The 25,444-nt window shown below is 50.8% G+C and carries 21 protein-coding genes; 10 read left to right on the top strand and 11 right to left on the bottom strand.

What is annotated here, in order from left to right; genetic code table 11:
- Nucleotides 1-53 precede the first annotated feature (53 nt).
- Nucleotides 54-272 (bottom strand): RNA-binding protein hfq, encoded by a 219-nt coding sequence (locus H6F76_RS03965; protein ID WP_190448386.1) that lies wholly within the window; start codon nt 270-272, stop codon nt 54-56.
- A gap of 141 nt (nt 273-413) precedes the next feature.
- Here H6F76_RS03965 and dapF point away from each other — a divergent pair, with 141 nt between their 5' ends.
- Nucleotides 414-1,250 (top strand): diaminopimelate epimerase, encoded by an 837-nt coding sequence (gene dapF, locus H6F76_RS03960; protein WP_190506143.1) that lies wholly within the window; start codon nt 414-416, stop codon nt 1,248-1,250.
- Nucleotides 1,251-1,296: 46 nt separating this feature from the next.
- Here the strand turns inward: dapF and H6F76_RS03955 are convergent, their stop codons facing one another.
- From H6F76_RS03955 to pdhA, 5 genes are all read right to left on the bottom strand, one after another.
- The gene (locus H6F76_RS03955) at nt 1,297-1,845 is read right to left on the bottom strand and encodes a nuclear transport factor 2 family protein (RefSeq protein ID WP_190506141.1); all 549 of its coding nucleotides are present in this window, start codon (nt 1,843-1,845) and stop codon (nt 1,297-1,299) included.
- A gap of 42 nt (nt 1,846-1,887) precedes the next feature.
- Nucleotides 1,888-2,859 carry a malate dehydrogenase gene (gene mdh / locus H6F76_RS03950; protein WP_190448389.1) on the bottom strand — a complete coding sequence of 324 codons (972 nt, stop codon included), beginning with the start codon at nt 2,857-2,859 and terminating at the stop codon, nt 1,888-1,890.
- Nucleotides 2,860-3,005: 146 nt separating this feature from the next.
- Nucleotides 3,006-3,221 carry an NAD(P)H-quinone oxidoreductase subunit O gene (locus tag H6F76_RS03945; protein WP_190506139.1) on the bottom strand — a complete coding sequence of 72 codons (216 nt, stop codon included), beginning with the start codon at nt 3,219-3,221 and terminating at the stop codon, nt 3,006-3,008.
- 97 nt (nt 3,222-3,318) lie between these two features.
- Complete coding sequence (locus H6F76_RS03940) at nt 3,319-3,534, bottom strand: hypothetical protein (RefSeq protein ID WP_190506137.1); 216 nt, start codon at nt 3,532-3,534, stop codon at nt 3,319-3,321.
- A 32-nt stretch (nt 3,535-3,566) separates the two neighbouring features.
- Nucleotides 3,567-4,601 (bottom strand): pyruvate dehydrogenase (acetyl-transferring) E1 component subunit alpha, encoded by a 1,035-nt coding sequence (gene pdhA, locus H6F76_RS03935; protein WP_190448392.1) that lies wholly within the window; start codon nt 4,599-4,601, stop codon nt 3,567-3,569.
- A 219-nt stretch (nt 4,602-4,820) separates the two neighbouring features.
- On the opposite strand from pdhA, the gene H6F76_RS31340 reads away from it, so the two are divergent.
- Both H6F76_RS31340 and H6F76_RS03925 read left to right on the top strand, forming a co-directional pair.
- Nucleotides 4,821-7,187: an IMS domain-containing protein gene (locus H6F76_RS31340; RefSeq protein WP_190506135.1), complete on the top strand. Its 2,367-nt coding sequence runs from the start codon at nt 4,821-4,823 to the stop codon at nt 7,185-7,187.
- 102 nt (nt 7,188-7,289) lie between these two features.
- On the top strand, nt 7,290-8,345 hold the full coding sequence (locus H6F76_RS03925; RefSeq protein ID WP_190506134.1) for an AEC family transporter: 1,056 nt from the start codon (nt 7,290-7,292) through the stop codon (nt 8,343-8,345).
- A gap of 70 nt (nt 8,346-8,415) precedes the next feature.
- Here the strand turns inward: H6F76_RS03925 and glyA are convergent, their stop codons facing one another.
- On the bottom strand, nt 8,416-9,699 hold the full coding sequence (glyA, locus tag H6F76_RS03920) for a serine hydroxymethyltransferase (protein WP_190506131.1): 1,284 nt from the start codon (nt 9,697-9,699) through the stop codon (nt 8,416-8,418).
- A gap of 291 nt (nt 9,700-9,990) precedes the next feature.
- On the opposite strand from glyA, the gene H6F76_RS03915 reads away from it, so the two are divergent.
- The gene (locus tag H6F76_RS03915) at nt 9,991-10,206 is read left to right on the top strand and encodes a hypothetical protein (RefSeq protein WP_190506129.1); all 216 of its coding nucleotides are present in this window, start codon (nt 9,991-9,993) and stop codon (nt 10,204-10,206) included.
- 144 nt (nt 10,207-10,350) lie between these two features.
- On the opposite strand, the gene purF is transcribed toward H6F76_RS03915, so the two are convergent.
- From purF to H6F76_RS03900, 3 genes are all read right to left on the bottom strand, one after another.
- On the bottom strand, nt 10,351-11,823 hold the full coding sequence (gene purF, locus H6F76_RS03910) for an amidophosphoribosyltransferase (protein WP_242036514.1): 1,473 nt from the start codon (nt 11,821-11,823) through the stop codon (nt 10,351-10,353).
- Nucleotides 11,824-12,179: 356 nt separating this feature from the next.
- Entirely contained in the window at nt 12,180-14,591 is a 2,412-nt protein-coding gene (gene purL / locus H6F76_RS03905) for a phosphoribosylformylglycinamidine synthase subunit PurL (RefSeq protein ID WP_190506125.1), read from the bottom strand.
- A 73-nt stretch (nt 14,592-14,664) separates the two neighbouring features.
- Nucleotides 14,665-15,054: a VOC family protein gene (locus H6F76_RS03900; protein ID WP_190506123.1), complete on the bottom strand. Its 390-nt coding sequence runs from the start codon at nt 15,052-15,054 to the stop codon at nt 14,665-14,667.
- Between the two features lie 89 nt (nt 15,055-15,143).
- Here H6F76_RS03900 and H6F76_RS03895 point away from each other — a divergent pair, with 89 nt between their 5' ends.
- The 4 genes from H6F76_RS03895 (at nt 15,144) to H6F76_RS03880 (ending at nt 18,985) form a co-directional block, all read left to right on the top strand.
- Nucleotides 15,144-16,118 carry a biotin--[acetyl-CoA-carboxylase] ligase gene (locus H6F76_RS03895; protein WP_242036512.1) on the top strand — a complete coding sequence of 325 codons (975 nt, stop codon included), beginning with the start codon at nt 15,144-15,146 and terminating at the stop codon, nt 16,116-16,118.
- A 483-nt stretch (nt 16,119-16,601) separates the two neighbouring features.
- On the top strand, nt 16,602-17,156 hold the full coding sequence (locus tag H6F76_RS03890) for a restriction endonuclease (RefSeq protein WP_190506121.1): 555 nt from the start codon (nt 16,602-16,604) through the stop codon (nt 17,154-17,156).
- The gene (locus H6F76_RS03885) at nt 17,153-17,704 is read left to right on the top strand and encodes a hypothetical protein (RefSeq protein ID WP_190506117.1); all 552 of its coding nucleotides are present in this window, start codon (nt 17,153-17,155) and stop codon (nt 17,702-17,704) included. Before H6F76_RS03890 ends, H6F76_RS03885 begins: the two co-directional genes overlap by 4 nt.
- Nucleotides 17,705-17,923: 219 nt before the next feature.
- Nucleotides 17,924-18,985, top strand: a complete 1,062-nt coding sequence (locus tag H6F76_RS03880; protein WP_190506101.1) for a methyltransferase — start codon at nt 17,924-17,926, stop codon at nt 18,983-18,985.
- An 86-nt stretch (nt 18,986-19,071) separates the two neighbouring features.
- On the opposite strand, the gene malQ is transcribed toward H6F76_RS03880, so the two are convergent.
- The gene (gene malQ / locus H6F76_RS03875; RefSeq protein WP_190506099.1) at nt 19,072-20,580 is read right to left on the bottom strand and encodes a 4-alpha-glucanotransferase; all 1,509 of its coding nucleotides are present in this window, start codon (nt 20,578-20,580) and stop codon (nt 19,072-19,074) included.
- A 343-nt stretch (nt 20,581-20,923) separates the two neighbouring features.
- Between malQ and treS the strand changes: the two genes are divergently transcribed.
- Both treS and H6F76_RS03865 read left to right on the top strand, forming a co-directional pair.
- The gene (treS, locus tag H6F76_RS03870) at nt 20,924-24,469 is read left to right on the top strand and encodes a maltose alpha-D-glucosyltransferase (RefSeq protein WP_190506098.1); all 3,546 of its coding nucleotides are present in this window, start codon (nt 20,924-20,926) and stop codon (nt 24,467-24,469) included.
- Between the two features lie 226 nt (nt 24,470-24,695).
- Nucleotides 24,696-25,382 carry a RusA family crossover junction endodeoxyribonuclease gene (locus tag H6F76_RS03865; protein WP_190506096.1) on the top strand — a complete coding sequence of 229 codons (687 nt, stop codon included), beginning with the start codon at nt 24,696-24,698 and terminating at the stop codon, nt 25,380-25,382.
- Nucleotides 25,383-25,444: the final 62 nt, after the last annotated feature.

Genomic DNA, 25,444 nt, shown 5'->3' with positions numbered 1-25,444 from the left:
CCCCTGCCCCGATTTTCACTTGCTGACCGCTGACTGTCGCTTGCTACAAAGCCTCATGCAACTCTGGGTTTGAGATACACCACTGCCTGCCGCCAGACGATCGTCACCTGGTCGTACTGGTCTACCAGCGCGATACAATCGTTATCTTGCCAGCGGACTTTGCCAGCCAACAGATCGCCTGTCACTAGCTTTAACTCTACTTCTGTCCCTTCCCGAATCATCTCCTGAATCTGACGGACACTTGGTGATCCGGTTTCTAGTTCTGTCGCCATGATGGTCGTTTCTCCTAAAGGCTAAAGACTGAAGGCTAAAGACTAAAACGTTTTAGCTGTTAGCCTGCATCCCTCATCATTGTCTTTCCCCCTCTATCATTCCTCACCAGAGTCCTTTTCACATCACTTCTTAGCAGAATCATGGCAATCGAATTTACCAAATATCATGGCTTGGGCAACGATTTCATTTTGATTGACAACCGAAGCGCATCAGAGCCACGGTTGACCCCAGACGACGCGGTAAAGTGGTGCGATCGTCACTTTGGGATTGGTGCTGATGGTGTCATCTTTGCCCTACCGGGGCAGGACGACACCGATTACACAATGCGAATCTTCAACAACGATGGTTCGGAACCCGAAATGTGTGGCAACGGCATTCGTTGTCTCGCTAAATTCATTGCCGAGCTAGAGGAAATAACAGAACCTCGTTCCTACAAAATTCACACGCTAGGCGGGTTGATTACGCCCAAGCTAGAAGCGAATGGACTCATTACGGTCGACATGGGCAAACCCCGCTTGTTAGCAGCCGAAATTCCCACAACGCTAACAGCAGCCGATCAAAAAGTGGTGAATCAACCACTGGAGGTGGCTGGAAGAACATGGCAAGTGACTTGCGTCAATATGGGCAACCCCCACTGCATTACGTTTGTCGAGGATGTGGCGGCGATTCCGCTAGAAACGGTTGGTCCTCAGTTTGAAACTCATGCCGTTTTTCCGAAGAAGATCAACACAGAATTTATTCAAGTGGTGCGATCGGATTATCTCAAAATGCGCGTCTGGGAACGAGGCGCTGGCATCACGCTAGCGTGTGGGACAGGCGCTTGTGCTTCATTGGTTGCAGGCGTTTTGAATGGGAAGTGCGATCGACGCGCCACCGTTGAACTACCTGGTGGACTGCTGCAAATAGAATGGTCTGAAGCGGACGATCGACTTTACATGACGGGTCCTGCTGAGAAGACGTTTGTCGGTCAGCGTTGAAGGTCAGTCAGTTCACTGGCTTCACCAACACAGTTTTTACTTAACCTCAAATTCGCTTCATCTCGATCGTTGATTTGCTGGTTACTGTTGTTGCCAAAATTTGTCCCTTGATGCGCTCAAATTTGACCGTTTCTTGAGAGGTTGAGATCAAAGTCCCTGGCTGTCCTTTCAGGGTTGCTTCTTCTAGAAGCGTGTAGGTTGCTGTTCCCGTTTGCCCACTGGACGCAATCTGAATTTTGAGGTTTTTGTACTGGCTATCATAACGTTGGAGCAGGGCAAAGCCCTGCTCAAGATACTGACGGTACTGTTCTCGTGTCAGACTGAGCTGCTGGGAGGCTTTGCCTAAGCGTAGAGTCATCTTGATGGCAATCTTAGGAGCCATGTACTTCACAATGCCATCAACATCTTGCTGCTGCGTTGCTTTTGCTATCGCGTCAAGAATGTCGCGAATCTGGCGTTCACTCATCGCCGAAGTGCGCGACTGTTTAATCAAATCTGGGGCTTGTTGAGCAGTGGCAACCGTAGAACAAGTAGCTGACAAGGTTAACCCAAGCCATAGACTGGCAAGTAGAATACTGACGCGATCGACCTTCATGCCCACCCTCTCAATTGTTGAATTAGCTTGATGCCAGTTGAATTAGCTTGATGCCAGTAATGCCTCAATGCGATCGCTGGTTTGCCGTACAGCTTCAGCGGATTGATGCAGTGCTAGCTGTTCCGCCTCGGTCAAATCCAGTTCTAGCACGCTCTCAATGCCCTGGCAGCCGAGACGACAAGGCACTCCTACAAAGACATCACGCAAGCCGTATTGACCTTGAAGATACGTCGTGACAGGCAGAATACGGCACTTGTTGAGCAAAATCGACTCCACCATGACGCAGGTAGAGGACGATGGCGCGTAGAATGCACTGCCTGTTTTCATCAAGTCCACAATTTCGGCACCACCTTTGCGGGTGCGATCGATTAACTGCTCGATGGTGTCAGCGTCCATCAATTCTGTAATGGAAATGCCGTTTACGGTCGTATAGCGGGGCAGCGGCACCATGAGGTCACCATGACTACCCAACACAGTCGCGCTAATATCGCTTGTTGAAACGCCTAGCTCCATTGCCACAAAGGTCTGGAACCGGGCAGAATCCAGCACACCAGCCATGCCCATTACTTGATGTACCGGCAGTCCGCTGGCTTTCCAGGTGATGTGCGTCATCTGGTCAAGGGGATTGGTGACAACAATGAAGATCGTGTTGGGCGAGTGGACGATCGCCTGCTTCGTCACTTCCAGCACAATCTTGCCGTTGATCAGCATCAGATCATCTCGACTCATGCCTGGTTTGCGCGGTAGCCCAGCAGTAATCACCACGACATCAGAGTTTGCCGTATCCGCATAATCATTCGTGCCAATAATTTGGCGATCGTGCCGCTCAATGCCCCGTGCCTGCATTAAATCCAGCGCCAACCCCTGCGGGCGACCTTCCACTACATCTAGCAGCACAACATCAGCAAGGTTTTTCTCAGCAAGACGCTGTGCCAGGGCGCTACCCACGTTGCCAGAGCCAACAACAGTCACGCGAGGTGGAAAACAGGCGATCGTAGACGGGGTTAAAGCCATAGTTCGGAGAGGAGAGAGGGGTAAGGAGTGAGGTGAGCTAAAAGCGAGGAGCCGTGAACCGTCTATTTCATAACAGTTCAAAGCGTTGGGGCAGCTAACCATCATGATGGTTTTAATATTTGCCCCTACTCCTTACGCCTTTCCCCTTACTTAAACGCTTCGAGCTGATCCTGCCGCAGCCAAATATTCGGCGTTGGGGTAACGCCAAATTTAACCAAGGCGTAGTCGCCGCTTAGGTCAACCACTTCACCCTTTGTCTCAAAGATGTAGGACGAAAAGCGAGGATCGCTTGCCTGTGCCTCCAAACTGTTTTCTAGCTTTTCTTTCACAGCCCGCACAAAGTCACCGCGTTTGATTGGCATAGCGCTTACCGTCAATGATTCACGTCTCTCAGCATTGTACGGCGGAAGCAGAACGGACGATCACACTTTCCATGATATCTCTCAGTCACTAGCCGCATCACCAGAGACACAGGCTCTGTTGGCTGGAGCATAAATACAGATGCGGCGGCGATGGTGGTAGCAGTCGCACGACTCGATCGAACACCTTTCGGTCGGTGTTGAACTTGTAGCCGATTTCGACCTTAGTTTTTAATCGATCGAGCCACTGGGTAAGCTGCTTTAACTCAGTCAACACCTGCTGTTGAAAGTGCTCTAGCGTCTCACCTACATACATTCTGAAGTTTCACCAACGTGTGAGTTCAGCGTCTAATCGTTCTCTGCGAAGACGTACTTGTAGAGATCCTTAGGATCTGGCTCGGGGCTTTCCAGAGCAAACGTTACGGCTTCCTCGACAACTCCCTGAATTTTCTTTTCGATCGCCTTCAGTTCGTCTTGGCTTGCCAAGTTTTGCTCAAGGAGATGTGCCGCTAGTTTCTTGAGTGGATCACGAGCGAACCAGGCTTCTTTTTCTGCCTTCGATCGCAGCTCATCAGGATCTGCCAGCGAATGCCCTCGAAAGCGATAGGTGAGGCATTCAATCAGTGTGGGACCTTCACCTGCACGGGCACGGGCTACGGCTTCTTGCGCCACGGCGCGAACTGCTAGCACATCCATGCCATCTACCTCGTAGCCAGGCATCCCAAACACACTAGCTTTTTTGTAAATTTCGGGTTGAGAGGTTGCGCGTTCGTGCGCCATGCCGATCGCCCACTTATTGTTCTCTACCACATAGAGAATCGGCAGCTTCCACAGCGCCGCCATATTTAGGCATTCAAAAAATTGTCCATTGTTTGTGGTGCCATCACCAAAGAAGGCTGCTGTAACCTGGTCAGACGAGGCATCGCCCATTGCCTCTCGACGGTATTTGGACTGGAATGCTGCACCCGTTGCCACAGGAATTCCTTCACCAATGAAGGCGTAGCCGCCCAGCATCCGATGTTCTGCCGAAAAGAGGTGCATGGAGCCACCGCGCCCTTTGCTACAGCCCGTTTCTTTGCCAAACAGCTCTGCCATCACGTTACGCGCAGGCACCCCTGCACTCAAGGCATGAACATGATCGCGGTAGGTGCTGCAAACATAGTCTTCACCTGGTCGCATCGCCTGAATCACGCCCGTTGAAACAGCTTCTTGCCCGTTGTAGAGGTGGACGAAGCCAAACATCTTGCCGCGATAATACATCTCGGCGCATTTATCCTCAAAGAAGCGCCCCAGCACCATGTCTTCATAGAGCCACAGCCCTTCTTCTTTTGTCACGGTGGCAGTAGCGGCTTGAAACGTTGGGAAGACTCTCTCTTGAACCATTTAACTTAATCCTATGACTGCAATCCTGGCTGGGGACTTTCTATATTCGCTTGAATCGGTCAAGTTTTCTTGAATTAATGCTATCTTCAGTGGATTTTTACGTATGCTGGGTTAAACTGCCACTCTGGCATTTAGCAGGTTATGATGATGGCAACTTTTGGGCTAGCTCTAGCCGCTACCATAGCTTAACCTTATTGCTCACCGCTAGGAAAGTGCACCGTGCGTATTCCGCTCGACTACTATCGGATACTGGGTTTGCCGATTCAGGCAACCGCAGAACAGTTGCGACAGGCACACCGCGATCGCACGCTGCAATTGCCTCGGCGAGAGTACTCTGATGCGGCGATCGCCTCCCGCAAAAAGCTGTTTGACGAAGCGTTTGCAGTGCTGTCTGAGCCGGAGCAGCGCCAGCTTTACGATGCTGGTTTTCTAGCCAGAGCCTACGAGATAGAGCCAGAGTCGGAGTCAGGAAATGGACTCGCAGGCAGTAAGGTGTCCGGGCGACCAGCCGCAAGCGAGAGCGGCAACGACCCTCACACGCCTAGCATCGACGTTCAGGATGACCAGCTTGTTGGTGCCTTGTTGGTGCTGCAAGATTTAGGCGAATACGAATTGGTACTACGGCTTGGTCGTCCCTATTTGGCAGGCGGCAGTGCCAGCCTTAAGCAGGGGCAGTTTGGCGACCCCAGTATCGTTTTTTCTGACATTGTGCTGACTGTTGCGCTTGCCTGTATGGAACTTGGGCGGGAGCAGTGGCAGCAGCGACAGTATGAAAATGCTTCAGAAGCGTTAGAAACAGGGCAACAGTTGCTTTTGCGCGAGGGTCTATTTGCTGAGGTGCGGGGTGAAATCCAGGCAGACCTTTATAAACTGCGCCCGTACCGTGTGCTGGAACTGCTGGCACTGCCCGAAGACCAGATCGCCATGCGTCATCAGGGAATGCAGTTGCTGCAAGATATGCTGCAAGAGCGAGACGGCATTGATGGGGCAGGTGATGATCAGTCTGGGTTAAACATTGATGACTTTTTGCGCTTTATTCAACAACTGCGTGGCTATTTGACCGCTGCTGAACAACAGGTACTCTTTGAGCAAGAGGCACAGCGCCCCTCTCCTGTCGCCACTTATTTGTCGGTGTATGCGCTATTGGCGCGAGGCTTTGCTGAACGGCAACCAGCCCTGGTACGACGGGCAAAGCTGATGCTCACGCGCTTGAGCAGCCGTCAGGATGTGCATTTGGAGCAGGCTGTTTGTGCGTTGCTGCTAGGGCAGACTGAGAACGCCAGTCAGGCGCTAGAGCGGAGCCAAGATTACGGTCCGATCGCCTTCATCCGTGAGCACTCTCAGGGTGCACCTGATCTTCTCCCTGGTTTATGTCTCTACGGTGAGCGCTGGTTACAAGATGAGGTCTTTCCACACTTCCGTGACCTGATGCCGCAGCAAGCCTCGCTTAAGGATTATTTTGCTGATCAGCAGGTGCAGTCTTATCTAGAAGAACTACCAGAGGAAGCCGATGATTCAACTACGGCTTGGGCGCTATCATCCGCTTCTGCAGCTAGTGCTAACGGTGAGGCAAGGGGAGGATCGTCTAGTCGGGGGCGAGTGGAGCGTCCAGCCACTGTATCGCCTCTAGCAGGAGCGAGTGGACGTGCGCGTCCGGTTAGTGTGCAGTCTGCGGGCAATGTTGCTGAAGATAGCAGTCTTATGACTGAGCGATCGCTGGAGCAAGACACCAGCCACGAGTATTTGATTCATACGGCTCGCGCCCACATTGCAGCGCGGATGGGCACCGCTGTTTCAGACGATCGTATCCCGACGGAGGGTACGCCAATGCCAGTCGCCGAACGGGTGCCGCAGGCGGTCGGTAGCGGTACAGCCACAACAGCAAGACCTGTTGCTGATCGACCCTCTAGTGATCGTGTTCGTTCTGGCGATCGTTCCAATGGCAATGGCGATGGACGTGGTAAGGTTCCCGTACGTCGTCGAGGGGATCGTCCTGTCGCTAAGACAAAGCTGGCAACACTACTTCCCTGGTTATTGCCATTAGGCTTGACGGTAGCGATCATCACGCTGGGATTTATAGCCGGATCACTGTGGCGACGAGTTGCAACAAAGCCTGTGCCCCAGGAAGAGCAGCTTGATTTGCGACTCGATCGTCCTCTCTTTACTTTGCCTACACCGACCGCAGCGACTGCAACTACTGGTGTTCTCACCACTGCGGTAGCTGAGAAAGTCCTTCAAACCTGGTTTTCAGCCAAAGCCGATGCGATGGGACCTGATTATAAGCTAGAGCCTCTGGCAAACATCCTCGAAGGGGCAAAGCTGGCTGAGTGGCAAGGAGCCGCTGCCGAAGCCAAACGCAATAATCAATACCGGAAGTACGAGCATACCGTTACAGTAAAATCGGTCGAGCTGAATCAAGCCGATCCTAACCAGGCAAACGTTTTGGCGGATGTTACCGAAGCAACTGAGTACTACGAAGCTGACCAACGCGATAAGGCTGAAACTAGCCCTAACCTAAGCATTAATTACAGCCTTGTGCGAAAAGATGGCATTTGGCGGATTCAAAACTGGAAGCTTTTAGAGTAAAGTTTCGTAACTTGCTAACGATCACAACGGGTTGGGTGACAAACTTTTGCCCTGTCCATGAGCGCGTAGCCAGATGATTTGAACGCCGTAGGTATCTAAATTATGGCTGACACGCTGTTTGATGCCTACCTGCCGCTAGTTTTATGGACTGGTTTGGGGCTAATTGCTTTTCGGTTTGTGCCGCAAGCCCTTCCTCGTTTGTTGGGGCGATCGCTCTATTGGGTTGGTGTACCCTGGCAGATCTTGGCGCTGGCACGGCAAACTGATTATGCACAAACACTGGAGCTGGCTCCTGCTGTAACGATTGCTGCCCTTGTGCTGGGTTTACTGCTGGCATGGGTCAGTCTGCAAATGTATCAGCGCTGGTTGGCACGCTTGCCTTCTTCAGAAAGCCCACAGTGCTCTCAAAGAGAGGCTTTGCCAATGCCACTCTTGTTCATGCCAGCGGATGAAAGCGCGATCGCCCTTGACACAACACTACCAAATGATCTGACGCAGACCAGACTTAACCGCCCTCAACGGGGCAGTTTCATTCTGGCAGCGACGATCGGTAATACGGGCTTTGTTGGTCTCGGTCTAGTGCCTGCGCTTATTCATCCATCGGCTCTAGGCTGGGCGGTGTTTTACAGCGTGACACACAACATTATTGGCACATATGGCATCGGTGTCTTTCTTGCTAGCTACTACGGGCGATCGCAGCAACAAAATCACTGGTTTGTGCAGCTACGCGATGTGCTAACAGTGCCGTCCTTATGGGCATTTGCACTTGGCTCTTCAACGCGATCAGTAGCACTCCCAGAACCTGCAGAACAGGTACTACATGCCTCTCTCTGGTTCGTTATTCCTGGTGCTTTTCTCTTAATGGGAATGCGCCTCAGCCAGCTTCACGGTTGGAAAAGCATTCAGACAGCCCTACCGCCGACGCTGCTCAAAATGGTCATTCTACCGATTGCGGTTGGTCTTGGCACCACGCTACTAAGGTTGCCTGGCGATGCACGTTTGGCGCTAGTGCTGATGTCTGGGATGCCCAGCGCCTTTGCAGGACTCATTCTCGCTGAAGAATACGAGCTAGACCGAGAGCTAATTGCCAGCAGCATTGCCCTCAGCACGATCGCGCTTCTCTTTACCATCCCACTCTGGCTATTTTTCTTTAAGTAGTCATTGGTTAGTAGTCCGTAGTTTCTCATGACTAACCACTAACCAATGACTAACAAGCGATTAACCCCCCTTATACCAACGCTGGCACCGGAACGCTGAGATGTGGATAGAGCGGAAAGCGACTGCACAATTGAGCCACGCGCTGGCGGCAATCTTGCGTCACGGCAGCATCATCAGGACTGAGCAAGCGATCGACAATAATGCTACCAATTTCTGTAAACTCCGCCTGTCCCATGCCGCGAGTGGTCATGGCAGGTGAACCCAACCGCAAGCCGCTGGTAACAAACGGTGATTCGGGATCAAAGGGCACCGTATTCTTATTTGCCGTAATGTTGATACCGCTGACCAACTGGTCTGCCAGCTTGCCTGTCATACCGATCGAACGCAAATCCACCAGCATTAAGTGGTTATCCGTCCCGCCAGAAACGGTCTTCAGCCCCCGTGCTTGCAGTTGAGCCGCCAGAGCGCGAGCATTTTCGATCACCTGACCGCTGTAGGCTTTGAACTCAGGTTTCAACGCTTCGCCAAAGGCAACCGCTTTCGCTGCAATGACGTGCTCTAAAGGACCACCTTGGCTGCCAGGGAAAACAGCTTTGTCGAGCTTCTTGCCCAAGTCGGCATCACGGGTCAAAATCAAGCCGCCTCTGGGACCACGTAGCGTTTTGTGGGTCGTAGTCGTGACGACATCACAATAGGGGATTGGGCTGGGATGATGCCCTGTCGCGATTAGTCCAGCGATATGCGCTACGTCTGCTAGTAGGTAGGCACCCACTTCATCAGCGATCGCTCGAAACTTGTCAAACTGAATGACGCGAGGGTAAGCAGAATAACCACAAATCAGCAGTTTGGGACGGTGTTGCAGCGCTAAATCCCGAATCTGGTCGTAGTCTAATTGTTCTGTTTCAGCACTCACGCCGTAGTGCTGCGCCTTAAACCATTTACCTGAGACGTTGACGGGCGAACCGTGGGTTAAATGTCCACCGTGGGACAAATCCATGCCCATAATCGTGTCGCCAGGTTCTAACAAACTCAGAAACACCGCAAAGTTTGCCTGTGCACCAGAATGGGGCTGTACGTTAGCGTGAGCGGCACCAAAAAGCTGCTTGGCACGATCGATCGCGATCGCCTCAGCATGATCGACAAATTCGCAGCCGCCGTAATAACGCTTGCCCGGCAGCCCTTCAGCATACTTGTTGGTCAACACAGACCCTTGCGCTGCCATCACTGCCGCAGATGTGAAATTCTCGCTGGCAATTAGTTCCAGGTGATCCCGCTGACGCTGGAGTTCCTGCTGGATAATCGTAGCGATGGCGGGATCAGTTTCGGCAAGAAAATCTAAATCTGTTCGAGTCACAGGAGCAAACCTCTTAAAAGCGCAATAAACGTTTGGCATGTCGGCAAGACGCATACTTTCTCACTCTAACAGCCAGAAGCTTGAGCAAAGAAAACCGTCCCAGGTAAACAATAATAACGCTGTTTACAGGCGCTCGGAGCGATGGTTCGCTCAAAATGAGTCAGCGCATACAGCGATCCCTAATCGAGCATATTAAGCTCTGTATGCGTGTTCTCGCAGCCATTCAACTGCCTCATACAATGGGCTTAAGACAATTAAATTCAAGGCTTGGACGTTCACTGGAGGTGTTGCGTGCTAGTCATCCTCATGGATAATCAACTGATTTCCCCGCACCTGGTTTGCTCAACGTGTCTGCTGGCGGACCAAAGCGGCAAACCTCGCTGGCAAAGCGGCAAACTTTACTGCGGTCGTGCTCTTAGTAATACCAGTGAGTGCAACGCTACAGAGACACAGCCTTATCAGTTTGAATGCCAAATGGGCTTTCGCATTGCGGAGATTAAGCCGTGAGCAGAGATACTGTAGTTACGGCTAGCTTTCAGCCATCAGCTTTTAATCAAGAATTGGCTACCGCTAGCTGAATGCTATGCTACCTGTTGAGGTAGACGGTTCCCCTTTTCACCGCTCTTTTGGCTGACGGCTGAAAGCTTATTGCTACCCTGTAGTCACTGTCTCCAGCGTTGCGACCGTCTCCAACCGTAGCTTTGTGCGCTTCACGGGTTCGGGCACAGGGACGGGATAGTCGCCGGTAAAGCAGGCAGAGCAAAAGTTGTTAGGATCACTGCGCGTTTCCTCTAGCATCCCTTCCCAGGTCAGGTAGCTGAGGGAGTCAACGCCGATTTGAGCAGCGATTTCGGCAACTGTTTTGGTCGCACCAATGAGCTGATCCTGGTTGTCAGTATCGATGCCATAGAAGCAGGGATGGGTGACGGGTGGTGAGGAGACACGCATATGCACCTCTGTTGCCCCCGCATCGCGTAGTGCTTTGACAATTTTGCGGCTGGTGGTGCCCCGCACGATCGAATCATCCACAATAATCACGCGCTTACCAGTCAGCACGTCCTTCAGGGGATTGAGCTTCATTTTAATGCCCGACTCACGCATCGTTTGGGTCGGTTGGATGAACGTGCGACCGACATAGCGATTTTTGATTAGCCCTTCTGCGTATGGAATGCCGGACGCTTGCGAGTAGCCGATCGCCGCAGGAATGCCCGAATCAGGAACTGCAATCACAATATCGGCATCAGTCGGAGCTTCGATCGCCAACCGCCGACCGATCCGCATACGGTAGCTATACAGGCTCTCTTGCTGCATGGTGCTATCGGGGCGAGCGAAATAAATCATCTCAAAGATGCAGAGTTTGGGCTTCGTCTCTTGCGTCCAATGAAACGATGCCAGTCCCTCTTCTGTAATCCAGACCAGTTCGCCCGGTTCGACATCACGAACATAGTCAGCGCTAATGATATCGAGAGCGCAAGTCTCGGACGCTAGAACGTAGCGGAGCGGGTCAGTTGGGTTTGCCTGTGGTAGCGTGCCAATGACCAGCGGACGAATGCCGTTGGGATCACGAACCCCCATCAAACCAGAGGGTGTGCCGATCGTCAGGCTAAAGGCACCTTGGCAACGATGAAACGCGCTGATTGCTCCTTCGAGCCAGCCTTTACCATTGTTGACTTCTTCAGCGATCGCCAGCGCAATCATCTCCGAATCTGTCGTGGTCAGTAGCGTAAAGTTGCTCTTCAGTAGGTCATCTCGCAGGTCAGGCGCATTCACCAGGTTGCCGTTGTGCGCAAGTGCTAGGTAGCCTAAGCGAGTCTCGACAACAGCGGGTTGGGCATTGACGACGCGGCTAGAGCCTGTAGTGGAGTAGCGGGTATGCCCGATCGCCATCGTCCCGGTTAACGTGCCCAAAATATTTTCGCTAAAGACTTGTGACACCAACCCCATTTCTTTGTGCAGATGGACGCGATTGCCGTCGAAGGTTGCAATCCCGGCAGATTCTTGACCACGATGCTGGAGCGCGTACAGCCCAAAGTAGGTGAGCTTGGCAACATCCTCCTCTGGCGCATACACGCCAAAAACACCGCAGGCTTCTTCTGGCTTATCAGCAGCGGTTGACTCTGCCATAAACTCAGCTAGGGATAAAGCAGACTGAGCAAGGGACAGGTCAACAGAAGACGGTTGGTTTGGGATCATGCTTCAGTTCAGCTCCTGGTTATGGATGGGATCGGGAAAACACACTTGGGCGAGTACACTGGGCGATCGGGCGGAAGCGGATGACTAAAAGACGCTGGAACGACAAAGTGGCATCGGTTTAGAAGGAATCAATCTAGAATCGATGCTCTGCTGTCGAACCGCTGAGGACACGTAGAATTAGCGATTGCTTAATATTTATTTAATCTTCTCATTAACTGACAGTTACATCGTAACAATCCTCAAACCTACTTAGCTGATGCCTAATTGAGGTTCAAGACAGCGTGTTGTTAGGGTGCAAGCCCTCGCTCAACAGCGTTGTGCCAGCGATCGCCCATATCTGCAAGCGCAAGATTGATTAAAGGCTTGTTATGACTTGAGGATGAAGTCGGTGCGATCGCGATTTGCAAAGCAGCCTCTTGATCACCAACTTGACCAATGATGCCCCAATCAGTATCCAAATGTAGCATAAGATACATTTCCCACTGTGCAACTTGATTTGGAGCCACAGACACCACAATGCGTGCGCCACCTTCGGCAAACAAGAGATGATCCCAACGAGTCTCGTTTGAGGGCTGAAGTTGCACAGGGTTAAGGGTAATAGTGGCTCCACGACCACCACTAAGGCATGATTCTGCTAATGCCACTGCTAAACCACCCTCAGCGCAATCATGGGCAGAGCGAACCCAGCCCTGACGGATACCTTCGCGGCAGGCTGACTGCACTCGGCGCTCCAAGTCAAAGTCGATGATGGGAGGAATACCCGCGATCGTGTCATGCACCACTGCCAGGTATTCAGAGCCGCCTAGAGTGGGGAGTGGGGCGTTAGGAGAGGGGAATGGGGACGGGTCAACAGCTAGAGGTTCGATTGGTGCGCCGAGCAGGTAAATAACATCGCCTTCTGCTTGCCAGCCTTGCCCAGCGATTCTGGTTAAATCGGGAATCAGCCCCACCATTCCAACCACAGGCGTAGGGTAAATGGGCTGGGGCTTGCCGTCTGCATCCAGTGTTTCGTTATAGAGCGACACGTTGCCACCCGTTACAGGCGTGCTGAATGCCTTACAGGCTTCGGCTAACCCACGGCAGGCTTCGGCTAGCTGCCAGTAGCCGATCGACTTTTCGGGGCTACCAAAATTCAGGTTATCGGTGACCGCGATCGGCTCGGCACCCACACAACTGAGATTACGCGCCGCTTCTGCTACAGCTGCTTTGGCACCTTCATAGGGATGCAGGTAGACATAGCGAGGATTGCAGTCAACGGTGGCAGCAACGCCTTTCAGCGAGGCGTGAGGCGTGAGGGGTGCAGAGTGGGGGCGGGTACGGACGATCGCGGCATCAGCACCACCAGGCAGCATCACTGTATTGTTCTGTACCTGATGGTCGTATTGACGATAAACCCAACGTTTGGAGGCAATTGTCGGGCTTGCCAGCAGTTGCAGCAGAATGTCATTCCAGGTGTGTTGTGTGCCTTGAAGCTCAATGCCATCAGCGCTGCAAGGAGGGAGAGTAGCTGGAGTCCATGCCCAGGCTTGGCGAGCATAGTCGGGTGGTTCTGCTAAAAGCTCGCGGTGGTAAATGGGCGTGTTGTCTGAAAGTGCAGTTGCGGGTACTTCGGCAGCAATGTCGCCCTGAAAGAAAATGCGAACGATCGGCTCGGCTATGACGGTTCCAGCGACGACAGCATGAAGTCCCCAACGTTCAAAAATGTCGATGAGTTCTTGTTCGCGCCCCTTGTGCGCTACAAACAGCATCCGCTCTTGCGATTCAGACAGCAGATACTCATACGGCACCATGCCCGTTTCGCGCGACGGGATTAAGTCCAAATCCAGCTCAATGCCTACGCCACCTTTGGCTGCCATCTCAGAGGTAGAACAGGTGAGACCCGCCGCACCCATATCCTGGGCGGCAACGACTGCCCCCGTTTTGAATGCTTCCAGACAGGCTTCGATGAGGGATTTTTCGAGAAAGGGATCACCCACTTGCACGGCGGGGCGATCGTCCATTGAAGCATCACTTAATTCAGCACTGGCAAAACTGGCTCCACCCATGCCATCACGTCCCGTTGTTGAACCAACATACAGGACGGGATTGCCAATGCCTTTTGCCCCTGACACGACAATCTCTGGCGTTTCCATCAAGCCTAATGCCATAACGTTGACCAGCGGATTGTCAGCGTAAGCACGATCAAAGTAGATTTCGCCGCCCACCGTGGGCACACCCACGCAGTTGCCGTAGTGGGCGATGCCAGACACCACACCACTGAACAGGCGACGGGTACGGGCATCATCCAGCGAACCAAAGCGGAGAGAATTAAGGAGGGCGATCGGTCGTGCGCCCATTGTAAAAATATCGCGCAAAATACCACCCACACCCGTCGCTGCACCTTGAAACGGCTCTACAGCCGATGGATGGTTGTGCGACTCAATTTTGAATGCCAGATGCAGCCCATCGCCTAGATCCACTACGCCCGCATTCTCGCCGGGACCCATCAAGATGCGATCGCCTTCGGTGGGAAACTGCTTCAGTAAAGGGCGCGAGTTTTTGTAGCAGCAATGTTCTGACCACATGACCCCAAACATACCCAGTTCGGCTTTGTTGGGATGGCGACCCAGACGACGCACAATTTCTTCATACTCCTCTGGCTTGATGCCCTCTGCGGCAATGTCTTCAGCGGAGAAAGGAGCAGCGATCGAGGCTGACATAGAGTACGCACGTCAAGGGAACAGGCTTCATTGTATCGAGGTTTTACATTTCCTCAAATTGGTACGGCTGAAATTAATCGGTACGATCGCGCCGATTACTGGTGGCGGGCTGTTCCGCAAAGACGACGCAGTTACCGTTTAAGTCCAAAGCGGTAAATTCGTTTAAGCCCCAAGGTTTGGTTGTCAGCGCCCCATCGGGATGAATCACATTCTGCGTCTGGTATTCGTCATAGAGTGCTTCAATACCGCTGACGTTGATACGACAACTGGTGTTTTCTGCCAATTGTCGATCGCTACATTGCCGCAGGTGAATTTGAGCGCCACCCCGTCGCAAGCCAGCGTAATCGTCGTATTGAAACTCGGTCGTGAAGCCGAGCTGCTGTTCGTAAAACGCGATCGTGGCAGCAATATCAACGGCTGGCAGTACTGGTACTGCACTAAGGAATTTAGATGTAGTGTTCATCGTTTTACTAAGAAGGCAGAGGGCAGGAGGCAGAGGGATGAAGGATGAAATGGTAAGGATGAAAAGGTGATGAGAGAGGCTCTTTGCTGATGCCGCACGGGTTGATGATTTCGGCGATCACTAGGATTCTCTTCCTTTCACTTTGCTTTGCATACAGTAGCGCTGCCTTCTGCCTCAAGCATGAACGCTTTACTGCCGTTTACACCACGATCGTCATTCAGTGCTGCTGTAAACTACGGTCTGTATTGTCAACATCCTTTTTGATGTCACGATCGCAGCCCCCATTGCCCATCTGGTTAAATTGGCTAGAGTCTTGCCCCAGCACTAATAGCTGGGCGATCGCGCATCTCCCGCAGTTGCAGCATGGTGACGTCGTTTACACCCCACAACAAACGGCTGGACGGGGACAACACGGACGAGTGTGGCATTCTCCTCCTGGTGTGTTGACCGCTAGCTTTGTTTTGGAGCATATTCCCGTTGCACAATTGCCTGTCATCAGCCTGGGCGCAGGACTGAGCGTGATTTACGCTGTTGAAGATCTGTTGCCGAGCTTGCAAGGTACGCTGCGCTTGAAGTGGTCGAATGATGTGCTGTTGAACGGACGCAAACTAGCGGGCATTCTGTGCGAGGCGACTGCTAGCGGTACTTCGGGGCGTGTTGTGGTTGGCGTTGGTCTGAACTGCCGTGTTGATTTTGAGCAGGCAGGCTTGGACGTTAGCGCGATCGGTCAAGCTATGAGCCTGCACCAGATTTCACCGCTCGTTCCCGATCCACTATTGCTGTTGGAACGCCTCCGTCATTATTTGCTGCAAACAGCAGGCTTGCTAAAACCAGAACAGAATACGGGCGAAAGCACTGGACTAAAAGCACTATTACCTGCGCTCCGAAGCCGCGATGCACTGTCGGGACATACCATCACTGTCGAAATAGGTAGCGAACAAGTGACAGGACAAGCTGCTGGAATCAGCGATCGTGGTTATCTCTTATTGCAACTACCTAATGGTGAAGTGCGATCGTTTGTTTCAGGACACATTCTTTGGAAAGATCATGAGGGGCGATCGTAGTAGTAGGCTACCCTCCTTAAAGCTAAAGTCCTTGCACTGCCGCAAGACGCTCAAGCCATTTTATGAGTGCAATTTCTTGAATATTTGAGACAAAGTAACGAAGGCGATCGAGAGCTTACACCCACGTAGCGATACACGAGCATTTTATGGTGCCTCCAATAGTACGTTCGCTCAAAACCGTAGCAGATCTGAAAAATAAGCAGAAAGATTTTGCCTATCCACCTTCAGCAAGCGTATTACGCGGAACGGTTCTACTGAAGCACGAAAGTTGGGACATTATGCTGAATTATCTTGCCCATTCATCCACGACAGGATCTTAGGCGGAAAGTTTCAGTCTAATAATTGTTATCTGGCTTTAGCTATTGAGAAGAGTTCCATGGAAACCGCTGTTGAAAGTAAATTAACTGGAAACCGTTATAAGCGCTGAGTTAACGTTGTAAGCTAGGTCTGGCAGATCACAAGTCACGGCTTGGAGGATTGGGATTGACGGCGGCGGCAAAATACGAAGCAATGATTCAATCCCTGCAATGGAAAGATTTGCGATCGCTTTGGGAGCGCATTGAGAACCGTAACACTCCAGGATGGGATTCAGGAAAAGCTTTTGAGTACTTGGTTCTACGAGCTTTTCAGCTTGATGGAGCAGAGGTTAAGTATTCGTACAGTGTGAGATTGTTTGGGGAAGAGGTTGAACAAGTTGATGGTGTAGTTTACTGTTCAGGGCTGTCTTGTTTAATAGAGAGCAAAGACTTTGCTGATAAGGTTAATGTTGACATCGCACCAATCGCTAAACTACGTAATCAACTTTTGCGTCGCCCTGCAAGTACACTTGGTTTAGTCTTTAGTCGAACAGGATTTACTGATCCAGCACGCCATCTCTCCTATTTTTCATTGCCTCAGACAATTCTGCTCTGGAGTGGAGAAGAGATAAAATATGCTTTAGAGCGAGAATCGATCTGTGAACTGCTCCTTCTTAAATATCGCGTGTGCGTAGAAGATGGGCTACCTGACTATGATGTTAGAGAGAGGGATATTCCATGACAGCTTACATTGTGTGTGAGGGTGAGCGTGACGCACAATTGTTGAAGCGTCTTCTTCCAGAAGAATTTGTTAGCAATGTTGAGATTGTTGCAGCGGGTGGACTCTCTGCTGTCAAGTCGCTAGCTCGTTCTTTGATTGTTCGCCGACAGTCCCCTGTCGCAATCGTGGCGGATGCTGATGCATCTATCCCGGAGCAAGTTGAACAACGACTTAAAGATACTGAAGAAATCGTTGGAAACATTGCTGCGAATACGCCAGTTAAAGTAATACTGGCTATTCCTGCTCTCGAAATCATTTTTTTTCGAGATATTTCCTTGCTTTCGCGTCTACTAGGGTATACGCCTTCTCAAGATATGCTTAGTCTAGCAGTGCACCAGCCTTGGCAAGCTTTAAAGCAATTAATTTCTCAATCGAAGAATTTTCGGAGTCAATCTCAATTGGTCGAGCAACTCACAAATGAAGATCTTGAAGATCTCCGTAAAGCTCCAGTTATTCAAGAGGTAATTCAGTTTCTTCAATCTGTGCGAGAAACCGCAGATGCTTTGTGATATAGCTGGCGATTATAAAGCTGAGTGAGCGCAAGAAGCTGATGCTCCAGGGCATACTTTCGGTTGAACTAAGCCCTCTTACTGTGTGTGCCTAAAGGCGGTAGAAAGACTGCTCTATATTTGTAGAGCTGTGCACCAATTAAGAAATTTATTGGGTCTCTGTCCGTTTTCCCTGAAGGCTCTAAAGTATCTATGAGCAGAAGCTTTAGGTCTACAAATATGCAAACATCATCTCAGCTCGAAACCACTTCAACACTGTCTCAAGGCATTGAAGCACCTCCGCCCCAAATGCTCCTGATGCAGATGATCACGGGCTATTGGGTGTCGCAAACGATCTACGCTGCTGCCAAGCTCGGCATTGCTGATCACTTAGCTGCTGGTGAAAAGAGTTGTACAGAACTGGCGATCGCAACCGAGACTAATGAGCAGTCGCTCTATCGACTGCTGCGGGCACTAGCAAGCGTCGGAATCTTTGTTGAAACGTCACCAGGAAAATTTGCCACGACACCGTTGGCAGCTTTTCTCCAGAGTGGTTCTTCCAGTTCCCTGCGGGATGTGGCAATCATGCTGGGCGATCGCGAACACTACAACAGTTGGGGCAACATTCTGCACGCCGTTAAGACTGGTGACAGTGGGTTTGAAAACCTCTTTGGCATGAATATATTTGATTATTATGCTCAGAATCCTGAACCCGCCGACATTTTTGACCGAGCGATGACGAGCTTTTCTAGCGTTGAAAATGCGGGCGTAAGGGCAGATTATGACTTTTCATCCATTCGTACTCTGGTGGATGTAGCCGGTGGTCATGGTAGTTTGCTGACCTCTATTCTGCAAGCCAATCCGGGTATGACCGGGATTTTGTTTGACGTTCCAGAGGTGATTGAGCGGGCAAAAGCTCATATTTCAAACAGTGGCGTGAGCGATCGCTGCCAACTATCAAGCGGCAGCTTTTTTGAATCTGTGCCTGCTGATGCCGATGCCTATATGCTCAAACACATCATTCACGACTGGGATGATGAACGGGCGATCGCTATTCTTAAACAATGTCATCGAGCAATGGCAGACAGTGGCAAAGTGCTGGTTGTGGAGCAAGTTATTCCTCCCGGCAACGATCCCTTTATCGGCAAACTTCTCGATGTGAATATGTTAGTAATGAGTCCGGGTGGTAAGGAACGCACAGCGGAAGAATTCCGTGCCCTATTTACTGCTGCTGGCTTTAAAGTGAGCAGAATTGTACCAACCCAGGGCATTGTTAGCGTTGTTGAAGGCATACGGATCTAATTAGTTTCGTAGCCTAACAAGTTGTTGGAGCGGCATACGGGGTTTTTGCTTCAGTTATAGTTCCCTTATGCCGCTCAACCGGAGTGTTACCGGCTATAAAGTTGGGTCAGAGCGAGAAGTCGATCGCTCAACTCCTGTGTGAGCAGATCAGAACTACGGTAGCGCCAGCGCCAGTTGCCTGCATTGTGGCTAGGATCATTCATGCGTGATCGCCCATCCAAATCCAGGAGATCTTGCAGTGGAATGATGGCGAGATCGGCAACCGAAGCTAGCGCCGTGCGAATGAGCAGCCAATTAATGTCCTTGATTGCGTCGGGCGAATCGTAGCCTAGATATTTGGCAAGAAACTGTTTCTCGGTTGCACTGGCTTGCTGCCACCACCCGATCGCGGTGTCATTGTCATGCGTACCGGGATAAACCACCGTGTTTCTAACGTAGTTGTGAGGCAGATAGGCATTGTTTGCATCATCACCAAACGCAAACATGAGAATTCGCATGCCAGGGAAGTCAAAGCGATCGCGCAAGGCTTCGACTGGGGGCGTGATGATGCCTAAATCTTCTGCCAAAATCGGCAACGTTCCCAATGCTTTTTCTAATGCGGTAAAAAATTGTTCACCGGGCGCTTCAATCCATTCGCCGTTAATGGCAGTTTCTTCCCCAGCCGGCACTTGCCAGTAGGCTTCAAAGCCACGAAAGTGGTCAACACGGACAATATCGACGTATTGCAACGTCACCTGAAAGCGTTTGATCCACCAGGCAAAATCTGTTTTCTGCGCTTGCTCCCAGTTGTAAACAGGATTGCCCCAAAGCTGCCCAGTAGCGCTGAAATAATCAGGCGGTACACCAGCAATAAATGCTGGCTCAAACGTGTTTGGATCAAGCTTAAATAGCTCTGGATCAGCCCAAACGTCTGAGCTGTTGTGGCAGACGTAAATGGAAATATCGCCAATGATTTTGATGTTTTTAGCGTTGGCATACTGGCGTAGCTTCTGCCATTGATCAAAGAATTTAAACTGTACAAATTGCTGATATTGAATGCTTGCTTGTAACGCTTCAGTTTGCGCTTTAATGGCATCTGGTTCGCGTCGGGCGATCGCGCGTTCCCACTGATGCCAACTTTTGCCGCCGTTTGCTTCTAGTAACGCCATAAACAGCACAAAATCATCCAGCCATGACGCTTGCTCTTGACAGAACTGTGCGAATTTCGCGTCCTGGTCGGGCGATCGTGCGGTGAGAAAGCGATCGTGTGCTTGCTTCAGCAAATGAGTTTTATGAGCAATGACTTTCTCAAAATCAACCTTCTCTGGGTCAACATTGGTTAAAGGCGTTAAGGCACTTGTGTCCAACAAGCCATCTGCGGCTAGCTGCTCTAAATCGATCAGCAGCGGGTTGCCCGCAAAGGTGCTGAAATTCATGATGTAGGGCGAATGCTCGTAGCCTGTGGGTCCCAATGGCAAAACCTGCCATAGCGTTTGACCACTCTTCGCCAAAAAATCGACAAAGGCGTAAGCGGCTTGACCGAGATCTCCAATACCAAAGCGGCTGGGGAGAGAGGTAGGATGCAGCAAAACGCCGCTAGCACGTTGAAAGCTCATATTGGTTCGGCGATCGCTTTTAAAGGTGGTATGTCAGAAAATCACTGCCGGATCTTTGCTTTCTCAAGTAGGTCTAGCTTGTTTAATCAGGACGCAATAAAGAAACCGGAGTTTAGGATCGCTTCTTTCACGATCAGCAATGCCATTCATAAAAGAAAATGTTCGCCAAACGCATCCTTCTTAAGGATTGGATAAAATTATTTTCTATTTAACAAAGAGCACTTTAAAGTCTATAGCCACTACACAGATGAGCGTTGAAAGCATTGTCACGCGATCGCTCTAACCTTTGTACGATGACGAAGTGGACTATTTCCGCTAATTTGGTGACGGACATTGAGTGCGAATGGATGGGTTGACCTTGAAGAATGATCCCTTGTGGTTTAAGAATGCCATTATTTATGAAGTGCCGGTGCGTGCCTTCGCCGACAGTAACGGTGATGGTATTGGCGACTTTCGTGGACTGACTGAGAAACTGGATTATCTTCAAGATCTGGGTGTAACTGCGATCTGGCTGCTGCCCTTCTTTCCATCACCACTGCGGGATGATGGCTACGACATTGCCGATTATGTGAATGTGAATCCCATTTATGGCACGCTGGACGACTTTAAGGAGCTTTTGCAAGCGGCTCACCAGCGTGGTATTCGCGTCATTATTGAACTGATTGTTAACCACACGTCTGACCAGCACCCCTGGTTTCAGCGGGCACGACGAGCGCCTAAAGGTAGCCCAGAGCGCGATTTCTACGTCTGGAGCGATACCCCTGACAAATATCAGGAAGCGCGGATTATTTTTCAGGATTTTGAAACCTCTAACTGGGCATGGGATTCTGTTGCCAAGGCGTACTTCTGGCACCGCTTTTACTCCCACCAGCCCGATTTGAACTACGACAATCCTGCGGTGCGCCAAGCAGTGTTTGATGTCATGGACTTTTGGTTGGCGCTAGGTGTGGATGGGCTGCGGATGGATGCAGTGCCCTATTTGTATGAGCGTGATGGCACTAACTGCGAGAATTTGCCCGAAACGCACGCCTTTTTGAAGCAACTGCGCCAGCACGTAGACGAAAAGTTTCCCAACCGGATGTTGTTGGCAGAAGCAAACCAGTGGCCTGAAGATGCTGCCGCCTACTATGGCGATGGCGATGAGTGTCACATGAACTTCCACTTTCCACTGATGCCACGGCTGTTTATGTCGCTGCGGATGGAAGATAGCTTTCCAATCGCTGACATCCTACAGCAAACGCCAGCTATCCCCGATAACTGTCAGTGGGGCTTGTTTCTGCGGAACCACGACGAGCTGACGCTGGAAATGGTAACGGATGAAGACCGGGATTTTATGTATCGCGTCTATGCCCAAGATCCAGAGATGCGGGTGAATTTGGGCATTCGGCGTCGGTTGGCTCCGTTGCTGGGTAACGATCGCCGTCAGATTGAACTCCTTAACAGTCTGCTGCTCTCCCTGCCTGGAACGCCGGTGCTGTACTACGGCGACGAGATTGGGATGGGCGACAACGTGTACGTGGGCGATCGCAACGGGGTTCGCACACCAATGCAGTGGAACTTTGACCGTAACGCAGGCTTTAGCAACGCCAGCCCTCAACGACTGTATTTGCCCCTGATTGTCGAGGCAGAGTATCACTATGCAACCGTTAACGTCGAGGCGCAGCGGGCGAACCCTAGCTCACTCCTGAATGCGACGAAGCGGCTCATTGCAATGCGGAACCGCTTTCAAGCCTTGGGCAGCGGCGATTTTCAGATTCTGCATCCCGAAAACCGTAAGGTACTTGCCTTCACACGTACGTATAAGGACGAGCTAATTCTGGTCGTCGCGAATTTGTCTCGCTTTGTGCAGACTGTTGAGCTAGAGCTATCGGCGTTGAAGGGGTGGGTGCCCGTCGAGATTTTTGGACGCACTGAGTTTCCACCGATCGAGGATTTGCCCTACTTCCTTAGTATTGGTCCCTACGCGGTCTATTGGTTTACACTCAAGCCGCAAGTGCTTCCCCTGCCTACTGCAAAACCCCATGCGGAACTACCCATGTTGGTGCTAGATGGCGCGTGGGAAAGAGCATTTTCTCAGTTGCAGTCAGCCCAAACACGCAGTTTTACGTCTGGTTTAGAAAACCTGTTGCCCAATTACTTGTCCAGCCATCCCTGGTTTGGCGGCAGAGTCCGTACGGTGCAATCCACTCGCCTCGTAGAAGCGATCGCGATTCCCTACGGCAATAGCCACGCGCAAATGCTTGAGCTGCACGTGGACTACATTCAGGGCAACCCGCAAACCTATGTGCTGTTTTTGGCGGTTGCTGAGGGTGAACAAGCGCTACAGTTGTTGTCCGAGACACCGCAGTCAGTAGTGGCACGGCTAAAGCTGTCAAATAGCGATGATGTGGCAGTGCTGTTTGATGCGATCGCCGACAAGCAATTTTTAACCGCGTTGCTAGATAGCATTGCTGAGAACCAGGTTTACAAGAATACGGCGGGGACGTTGGTGGCAGCCACAACGTCGTTGTTCAACGAGTTAAGCGGTAGTGAACCGAATGATGGTTCCCTTATTAATGATGAACGTGGTGGCAGCATTCAGCCCTTTGAGCCAGCGCTGCTGAAAGGCTTACACAACAATACGTCGATTACCTATGCTCAAACTGGTAGCGTCGCCGCTCAAAATCGCCTGATTCTAAAGCTGTTCCAAAAGGTTGAGGAAGGGCTGCATCCAGATCTAGAAGTCCGCCGCTTTCTGGATGAACACAAGCACTTTACCGGCATTCCCTCGATTGCTGGTACGCTGACTTACCATCGTCCCTCGGCTGAACCCATCACGATCGGCATTCTGCAGGAGTTTATCCCCGATACCCGCAGCGCTTGGGACTATACGATCGACCATTTGCGTGACTACTTTGATCTTGTCACGATGGATCAGTCGAATATTACTGAAGCACCCATGCCCGTCGGTTCGCCGCTAGAGTTAGAGTCTGCAAGCGCTAACGCTCCCGCCGATCCAACCTCGCCAGAAGTCTTTTTCCCGGTTCCTTACTGCCCTCTGCCCTCCGTTCCTTCCCAGATTCCTGCCTGCAAAGCGATCAATAGCTATCTGGCAAATATGCAGCTTTTGGGGCAGCGGACTGCTGAACTCCATATTGCTCTGTCAGTGGATGCTGACACGCCTGCCTTTGCGCCCGAACCCTTTACTACGCTCTACCAACGATCGATCTACCAGTACAGCCGCAACCTCACTGGGCGCGTCTTCCTACTCTTGAAAAATCGCTTGAGTGTGTTGCCACCTGAGACGCGATCGCTAGCCACCACTGTTTTAAGCCAGCATGATGCCTGTTTACAACGGTTTCAATTGGTCTTAAACCACAAAATTACGGCGTTGCGAACTCGCTATCACGGTGATTATCACTTAGAGCAGGTGCTCTATACGGGCAAAGACTTCTTTATCATCGACTTTGAAGGCGACCCAGCCCGCAGCTTGAGTGAGCGACGGATGAAGCGATCGCCCTTGCGCGATGTAGCAGGGATGCTGCAATCGTTTTACTACGCCGTTAACACTGCGCTTGACAACGAAATCGAAAGCGGCATGAGCCATCCTGAGCAACTCCATCGAATGCAGCAATGGGCAGAGTTTTGGTATCGCTGGGTGAGTACAACCTTTATCAAAGCGTACCTGACCACTGCTACTCGTGACAGCTTCTTGCCCAAGACCCAGCAAGAGTTAGAGGTGATGCTAAATAATTACCTGATCGAGCAAGCCATTTATGACTTGGGACGTGAGTTAACCAATCAATCCACACAAGTCAAAATTTCACTGCGACGCATTCTTCATCTTCTGGCGATCAATCCTGAAAACGGCTTGCCAAAACCGGAAGCTGTGACGCATGCCCAGGCATAAAAGCTAATCTTGCGGAGTAATTTCTTTTCAGTGCCGTATAAGTGGGTGCTAATTTGAGTCAGGTGCGGTGCGATCGTACCTGGTTCAATAAGCGTAGCTATGCCTAACATTAGCCTCTATAAATGATGGAGTAAACACAAGCTACTGGCTACTGATGTTAGTTGAAATGTTTTACGGAATCCTTCCGTTCAATAATAGTTATATCGCTTGAAAAAACTTACTCTTGATGACTGACGAATTGGCTGAGGGCTTAGATAGGACAAAGCGTGGCGAAATTCCGTCCCCCTTCGGAAGAGCCGAATTTACGGTCAAAGGATCGCCTGCTTCAATTCAAGCCAGTAAAGAAACTCGCAATAAATACGTTCATTCAATTAAAAACCAGTTTAAGAATTTAGATTACATATTGACGGGAGATATTATTCTAAACTTGACATGGCTTTTGCCAACAAAAAGTAGATATGAAACAGATGCGAAAGCGGATATTGATAACGGCATCAAGCCCATTATTGATGCACTAACAGGGGTAGATGGACTATTTATTGATGATTGTCAACTCAGTGGTTTATACATCTGCTGGCGTCATATTGAATCTGAAGATGAACAAGTGATATTTGAGTTCGAGTTTGTAGCAAGCGAATACTGCACAAAAGACGAACTGGCTTTTGTGCGCTTGGAGGACGCTCTTTGTACGCCAGTTAATCTTAATTGGTCATATGAGGTTAAAGCAATTTGGGCTGCTATGTTGAAATCTAATCAAGCCTCAAAAGATGTTTTAGAAAAGCTGGGTAGTTCTTATCCTGCTGTCGCAAGCTTGCTCGGTTCAAGCCGACCATTTCATATGACTAGAGTAAGGGGATTCAAAGTTGTGAGTTCAAGTGAATTCCTTGCTAAGAAATCAGTGGCTGAGGTATAACAACCGCAATGCACCGGAACTTTGAAGTACAGTGGCTGTTGACAAAAGTTTTCTGAGTCCGG

Origin of the sequence: Leptolyngbya sp. FACHB-321, from assembly GCF_014695975.1 — a bacterium.
GTDB lineage: Bacteria > Cyanobacteriota > Cyanobacteriia > Leptolyngbyales > Leptolyngbyaceae > Stenomitos.
Note: the sequence above shows the minus strand (reverse complement) of the source record. Positions and strands in the feature narration are given on the sequence as shown.

Coding starts and splice junctions, on each gene's coding strand:
- treS (WP_190506098.1), top strand. CDS start 20,924: ATGGATGGGTTGACCTTGAAGAATGATCCCTTGTGGTTTAAGAATGCC.
- H6F76_RS03925 (WP_190506134.1), top strand. CDS start 7,290: ATGGCTGACACGCTGTTTGATGCCTACCTGCCGCTAGTTTTATGGACT.
- H6F76_RS03885 (WP_190506117.1), top strand. CDS start 17,153: ATGACAGCTTACATTGTGTGTGAGGGTGAGCGTGACGCACAATTGTTG.
- H6F76_RS03865 (WP_190506096.1), top strand. CDS start 24,696: ATGACTGACGAATTGGCTGAGGGCTTAGATAGGACAAAGCGTGGCGAA.
- pdhA (WP_190448392.1), bottom strand. CDS start 4,601: ATGGTTCAAGAGAGAGTCTTCCCAACGTTTCAAGCCGCTACTGCCACC.
- H6F76_RS03965 (WP_190448386.1), bottom strand. CDS start 272: ATGGCGACAGAACTAGAAACCGGATCACCAAGTGTCCGTCAGATTCAG.
- H6F76_RS03900 (WP_190506123.1), bottom strand. CDS start 15,054: ATGAACACTACATCTAAATTCCTTAGTGCAGTACCAGTACTGCCAGCC.
- H6F76_RS03880 (WP_190506101.1), top strand. CDS start 17,924: ATGCAAACATCATCTCAGCTCGAAACCACTTCAACACTGTCTCAAGGC.
- H6F76_RS03955 (WP_190506141.1), bottom strand. CDS start 1,845: ATGAAGGTCGATCGCGTCAGTATTCTACTTGCCAGTCTATGGCTTGGG.
- H6F76_RS03940 (WP_190506137.1), bottom strand. CDS start 3,534: ATGTATGTAGGTGAGACGCTAGAGCACTTTCAACAGCAGGTGTTGACT.
- purF (WP_242036514.1), bottom strand. CDS start 11,823: ATGGCAGAGTCAACCGCTGCTGATAAGCCAGAAGAAGCCTGCGGTGTT.
- dapF (WP_190506143.1), top strand. CDS start 414: ATGGCAATCGAATTTACCAAATATCATGGCTTGGGCAACGATTTCATT.
- malQ (WP_190506099.1), bottom strand. CDS start 20,580: ATGAGCTTTCAACGTGCTAGCGGCGTTTTGCTGCATCCTACCTCTCTC.
- H6F76_RS03895 (WP_242036512.1), top strand. CDS start 15,144: ATGCCGCACGGGTTGATGATTTCGGCGATCACTAGGATTCTCTTCCTT.
- mdh (WP_190448389.1), bottom strand. CDS start 2,859: ATGGCTTTAACCCCGTCTACGATCGCCTGTTTTCCACCTCGCGTGACT.
- purL (WP_190506125.1), bottom strand. CDS start 14,591: ATGTCAGCCTCGATCGCTGCTCCTTTCTCCGCTGAAGACATTGCCGCA.
- H6F76_RS03945 (WP_190506139.1), bottom strand. CDS start 3,221: ATGCCAATCAAACGCGGTGACTTTGTGCGGGCTGTGAAAGAAAAGCTA.